This window comes from uncultured Gimesia sp., assembly GCF_937910335.1.
Classification (GTDB): Bacteria; Planctomycetota; Planctomycetia; order Planctomycetales; family Planctomycetaceae; genus Gimesia.
Genome location: NZ_CALEMX010000602.1, coordinates 1 through 5,929, shown reverse-complemented (window position 1 = coordinate 5,929; position 5,929 = coordinate 1). Strand labels below are relative to the sequence as shown.

Sequence of the window (5,929 nt, the reverse complement as noted above, 5' to 3'; positions counted from 1 at the left end):
ATTTCCTGTTCAGTGAATTGTGTGACAGACACGATTTTACTCCGGTCTTTCTTACAACAAGCAATTTTTAGTATTGAGACAGTTTTTTGTAACTCGTAGTTGCTACGATGAATGCAATTCGAATTAGATAAAATATTACTCACAGAAAATATGCGAGTCAACTAATCAATAATGTCGTCCATTTTGATCAATGTCTGTATTAAGTCTTGTCATCACGAAATCTTAAGCACTTTATTTTTGTAAAACAGACTATTTAGAAACAATATGCCTAATAGAAGATCTGAAGTGATTGCAATGATATTTGATGATACAATCACAACCCTAACCGTTACTCATTTTTTTAGTCTAAACTTCTTAGTCTAAACTTTGTGTGCTTGATTATCTTCGTCCCATTCTTTATCGGATCAATATATCCATTTTCCAAATTGAATGGGCTGAGTCAATATTCTAGTCAGTGTATTGATCTTTCAAACCGATAAATATTTTCACTACCCTGCCTATCAGGGATTTACTACTCTATCTTATCAATATTCATAAACCGATCTCAGGAGTAACGCCTCTCAAAATGGCCGATTATTCAAATTACCAGAAGGATGTGATCAAACGCTACTATGATAATCGTGGCTCGATCGATCAACAAAAGCTTTCAGAACTCTGTACCAACCTGTTTCTGGCAGAGGGTAAGAAGAAAGACAAGCTTTGGGAAAGGGCCCGAGATATCATGGAACGATTAGAGGTTCCCGCTTCTCGGATTGATCATGTCCTGAAATCTGCAGATCCTGCAGTTTTGGCGGAAGTGGTCCAAGATCTCGAAGAGGGTGCCATTCGTTAACGTAGTCAGATTAGAAGAATCTGAGGGTTATCTCGCGTAGATTCCTCTAGTATTCATTAATCGATGGCTTCTTCGAGCGAGACGCAAAGTTCTTGTGGCACGTCGGCCATGTCTTTGCTGATGCCGTGGTTGGCGGTGACGGTATAAACTGACGCTGTGAGAGTCATCACAGCGGCCGACGTATAAAACATGGGAACGATGCCCCATTTGTCGATAATGCTTCCTAGAATGGGGGCAAAGATGATGGCTCCCGCGTCGAAGAATCCGAGAACAATGGTGGTGCCCGTACCTCGATAGTGCTTGGGAAACGATTCCGTTCCGAGTGAAACGACAGCCGGAAAGAGCAGTGCATGCCCAAAACCACACAAAATAGAAGGGCCAATTAATTGCCATTCCTGTGTGATGGAGGGGAGGATGAGATGGCCAATGGCGTGGCCCATCAGCCCCATCGTAATCATTTTATTGCGTCCTACAGTTTCGCCCCAGCGTCTGGTCAGGATTCGAATCAGAAAAGCAGAGATGGCATACCCGGCAAAGAACGTCCCAATTCCTCCCAGCTCACGTTGAGTGACAAACCGGGTTAAAAAGACACTGACGACCGTAAAACTAAGTCCCATCATGATGGCGACAATCACGACCTGACCAGGCCAATAGCGGAACAGCAACTGATGAGCGGCTGGTGTGACTCGGGGCCTGCGATGAACATCATTACGAGTTACGGCAAGGACGATGGCAAAGTAAAATACTCCTAAAAGCGCAGGGATGCCAAACAAGGCGTAAAACTGGTCATTTCCGGGAGGTAACCATTTGAGCATAAAATCACTGACCTGAGTTCCCAGGATCATACCGACGAAGCCACTGCTTCCCAGGCTTCCAATGACCTCCGTTCTTCGGTGGTGGGGGACTCGTTGCTGAATATGGACGACAGAGCAGGTAAACATGCCTGCAATTCCCGTCGCAAAAAACGTTCTGAAAGCAAAGATTTCCCAACCCAATGATCTACTGAATGCCAGACCAGCGGCGCCGATCACAAATATGACGGCAGAAATGGCCCAGAGTCGTCTGACTCCATAACGGTCGATGCCCTGTCCGAGGAAGAAGCGGGCAACCAGTGCTACTAGAACACCACAACTTACAATGTCGCCGACAAGTTCTTCGGTTCCACCCAGATAGGTAATCAGATCAGCAAATCGAAACGTGAGGGCGTTTGCGGTGACTAATATGACATTGGCCAGGTAGCAGAGCCAGAACAGCCGATTGTAAATGGGCTCCTCTTCATTACCGGGCACAATGGGTGTAATAGACATTTGATTTTTATATTAAGGTTGAGGTCGATTGTGGTAATTAGTAACTATCGTAATTTTTTAAAATTGAACTGTTTATCAGCTCATTTTTCGAATGAGTGTCTGTTCTTCGGAAATCCCTACCGGGGGAAGACGTTCCACGACTTTGGATTCTTGTTACTCAGAGCAGCAAGTGGGAACAATCTGTAGACAACACTCAACGGATTGAAGTTCGTCAACTTGGCAAGAGACGAAAATTTCATTCTGTAAGCTCATCTGTTTACGAAGGTACACTAGGTTCTTTGCTTTTATTCTAGCAGACAGGCTCTCATTCGTCTAAGGGAGAACGATGAAAGTTTACCGCCAAGTCGCTTCAGAGGACCTGATCGCGGAGTGTTTCAGGTTGAAATCCGCTGATTTCAGGTGACGAACGGCCTTGATTTGCCGCATTATCCACCAAAGGCACTGTAGCGCCTGGTTCCCTGTTGAAATGCGATGCGGTTTAATGAAAACAGGACGATAATCCAGACGACTTCAATGGACAATTCGAAAATCAGTTCTTGATGGGAATACTTTCCAAGAATGACTGTTCCCGGAAAATAAGCGAGGTATTTAAAAGGCAGCATTTGCATCCATTGGCTGAGCGGTTCCGGGAACAGGTCGAGCGGAATCATATGTCCGGAAAGAAAGTAGTTCAGCATCATGTAAATAAAGATGAGTGAGCTGACTTCCAGAAACCAGAACGCGATTAACCCAATCAGTGATTCGATCAAAAAACCAACCAGGAATGCCATAATCAGAGATAGAATCCAGGCGGTAATGGTAAAGGCATCAGGCCAGCCGGCGAAGTAATCGCGGCAGAGATAAAAAACGAGAATAAACGGGCCGATCGCTACCAGATAATAAACCAGTTTATGAGCCACGCGTGCCCAAAATAGATATCCCAGCATATCGATGGGTTGAACCAGATATTTTTTGATAGTGCCATCCCGCACATCGTTGGCAATTCCATTTGCCAGTCCCGGCATACTGGAGAATGCCCGTCCGACCATTACCAGCAAATAGTATGCAACCATTTCCTGATAACTGTAACCTTTGATGGATTTGAGGGGTGAGGTGGTATGAATTCCATAGATGGCTCCCCATAGAAAAATTTGAGTTACTATCGGAAGAAAGCGAATTAAAGTGGCAAAGACAAAATCTCCACGGTAGACGAGGCGTTCTTCCACAGACGTCTTTAAAATAATCCAATTGGTTCGCAGTCTGGCGATCATATGTCTAATATCGAAATGATGTATTCAAAAGACGGTGTTAGAAAAACCAACCAATCAATTCCAAGAGAGACTGAGTTTAATCGGTTGTTGATTTCAGCATACTCTCCCTGTCCTGGGATTGAGCCATTTCATTTTTTTGTTCGGTGAAAACTTCCGAGATCACCTCTTCCAAAGGTCTTTCCTGCACGCCGACATCCAGAATACGATATTTGGAAAGCAGGCTTGAGAGGATTTCCGGAATTTTATTTCGTGGGACTTTCAGTTTAACATGCGGAGCTTCCTGCTCAATGACTTCTCCCCATTGTGAAAAGTCTGGTGGCATATCATCGCCGTCAAACTGGACGTCCATGATTTTGTAGTTACTGAACTTATCGAGTATATCACTCAGCGGGCCATCGTGTTTGATGCGGCCCTGATTGATGATAATGGCGCGTTTGCAAAGTGCTTCGACATCTTTCATATAGTGGCTGGTAAGAACGACTGTCGTTTTCTGTTTGACCTGATAATATTTCAGGAATTCTTGAACGCGCCTTTGCGAAACCACATCCAGGCCGATCGTCGGTTCATCGAGAAGTAAGACGTCGGGTTTATGAAGCAATGCAGCGATGAGTTCCATCCGCATCCGTTCTCCCAGTGAAAGTTCTCTGACCGGCTGACCGATTAAATGTTTTACTTCCAGGAGGCTCGTCAATTCATCAATGCGGCGTGTATATTGTTGCGGATCAATCCGGTAAATTTCCTTGTGCAGCCGAAACGATTCCTGTGCAGGCAGATCCCACCAGAGTTGATTTTTTTGTCCCATGACCAATGAAAACCGGCGTCGGTATTCATTCTCACGCTTCCAGGGGATATGTCCCAAAACGGTTGCTTCGCCGGCTGAGGGAAAAATGAGTCCGGATAAGAGTTTGAGAGTAGTGGTTTTTCCGGCTCCATTCGGGCCGAGAAAGGCAACGATTTCACCTTGTTCAATAGAAAAACTCACATCAGAGACGGCATGCACGGTTTTGTAATCGCGTCGCCAGAGTCCTTTGAGTGAAGCGAATACACCCTCTTTTTTTTGATAGACTTTGTAGGTTTTTTCAAGATTTTTGGCGACGATGGCATTCATGACGTCATCTTACGGTACCCGCGGTTTCGGGTCGAGCGACAAAGTACAGGTTTCAGAAAAAACCGAACTGCTGATCAGGCCTGACGGGCCTATTTACTTAAGTATCAGTCAATCTTTCTGTTCAGCAAGTTCTTTACGGATTTGACTGGCGATTTGCGGGTTGCACATGGCTGCGGTTGCCAGATGAGTTGCTTGTGCGCCGGCAGCAAGAAACTCTTTGACATCAATGGCCGAGCTGATTCCACCACAGGAGATCAGATCGGGAAGGGCCGTTTTATTGGGCTGTTCCTGAATGTATTGTGCAAAAATTTTGAGTTGTTTGAGAGAAGCCTGTTTTGTTGCCTTGCCACAGATGCCGCGCTGTTCTCCGCCAAACATTGGTTTTCCCTCTTGATCGCTGACGGATGATGCTACGCTATTGGTCATCACGATGCCGGAAGCGTACGGTAAGATTGCCTTTACTAGTTCTTGTGCCTGTGATTTATCAGGTACATGTCCGATTTTAATGAGATAGGGCACTGAACCTGTCACTTCTTTCACGCGGCTGGCAACCAGGGCTGCTGCCTGGGGCTGCTGATAAAGTTGACCGTCTCGGGTGCATACGTTCGGGCACGAGAAGTTGGTTTCAATGCAATCTGCGCCGCTTTGAATGGCCCATTGCGCACACAAAGCATAATCGTCAGCCAGATCATCCAGGGACCAGCCCGATTGCAAGCTTCCGACGACAGACACAGACAGGATTTTGTCTTTAGCAAGCTGTTTGCGGGTTCGCTCGACATCCTTCCGCCAGATATCAGGCGGCGCAGATGGCATACCAAACGAGACGGCCCAACTACCCTGCATGGTTTTTGAAATGGAGACTCGTTGTTCGCCTCCGGAGAGCGGAGCCGTATCGACGGGTTGTAAATTCGGTAGCGGATAACATTCGCGGAATGTTGATCGAACCGTTTTATAGGTTAAGACGTCAAATCCAAGACTGGCATAATAGAGTACCCATTTGCCATTGAGTAAAGGTCCTGCCGGAATTCCCAGGGGAGAAGAAACTGGCAAACCACAAAATGCCCAGCGACCGGGGACGGCCCGTTGATCCTGTTTTACAGGATCGGGGGCATTCTCGTAATTCCATTGATAAGTTTTTTGGATATCGTAATGCGGTAATGGCTGTGAACTTTGCATCCGGAACCCCGACTGGAAAGACTGGAATACATTTTAACGCATCTCTGGGAAGTGTAGCAGTCGTCGAATCTGACTGACAGGTTCACGCCGATAAAAAGATTTTAAGAAACCGTATCGTCTTGAAGAAAGCGATACTTGGAAGATATAAACTGTTTTTTGCGCGTTTTGATCAAGTGACGCGGAAATATTGCTGGCTATAAAAAAAGCTCCGAACCCGGTGAAAGGTTCGGAGCTATGCAGAATTTGATGACATCAA

General features: G+C 45.8%; 5 protein-coding genes. 1 reads left to right on the top strand and 4 read right to left on the bottom strand.

What is annotated here, in order from left to right; genetic code table 11:
• Positions 1–565: 565 nt before the first annotated feature.
• Positions 566–832, top strand: a complete 267-nt coding sequence (locus Q0668_RS24605; protein WP_298869203.1) for a hypothetical protein — start codon at positions 566–568, stop codon at positions 830–832.
• A gap of 56 nt (positions 833–888) precedes the next feature.
• Here the strand turns inward: Q0668_RS24605 and Q0668_RS24600 are convergent, their stop codons facing one another.
• From Q0668_RS24600 to Q0668_RS24585, 4 genes are all read right to left on the bottom strand, one after another.
• Entirely contained in the window at positions 889–2,139 is a 1,251-nt protein-coding gene (locus Q0668_RS24600; protein WP_298869202.1) for an MFS transporter, read from the bottom strand.
• A 425-nt stretch (positions 2,140–2,564) separates the two neighbouring features.
• The gene (locus Q0668_RS24595; RefSeq protein WP_298869201.1) at positions 2,565–3,344 is read right to left on the bottom strand and encodes an ABC-2 family transporter protein; all 780 of its coding nucleotides are present in this window, start codon (positions 3,342–3,344) and stop codon (positions 2,565–2,567) included.
• Between the two features lie 121 nt (positions 3,345–3,465).
• Positions 3,466–4,497 (bottom strand): ATP-binding cassette domain-containing protein, encoded by a 1,032-nt coding sequence (locus Q0668_RS24590; protein ID WP_298869200.1) that lies wholly within the window; start codon positions 4,495–4,497, stop codon positions 3,466–3,468.
• Between the two features lie 108 nt (positions 4,498–4,605).
• Complete coding sequence (locus Q0668_RS24585; protein WP_298869199.1) at positions 4,606–5,673, bottom strand: hypothetical protein; 1,068 nt, start codon at positions 5,671–5,673, stop codon at positions 4,606–4,608.
• Positions 5,674–5,929: the final 256 nt, after the last annotated feature.

Bases quoted from the DNA above. Each gene is read 5' to 3' on its own strand.
- Q0668_RS24605 (WP_298869203.1), top strand. From the start codon at position 566: ATGGCCGATTATTCAAATTACCAGAAGGATGTGATCAAACGCTACTAT.
- Q0668_RS24600 (WP_298869202.1), bottom strand. From the start codon at position 2,139: ATGTCTATTACACCCATTGTGCCCGGTAATGAAGAGGAGCCCATTTAC.
- Q0668_RS24590 (WP_298869200.1), bottom strand. From the start codon at position 4,497: ATGAATGCCATCGTCGCCAAAAATCTTGAAAAAACCTACAAAGTCTAT.
- Q0668_RS24585 (WP_298869199.1), bottom strand. From the start codon at position 5,673: ATGCAAAGTTCACAGCCATTACCGCATTACGATATCCAAAAAACTTAT.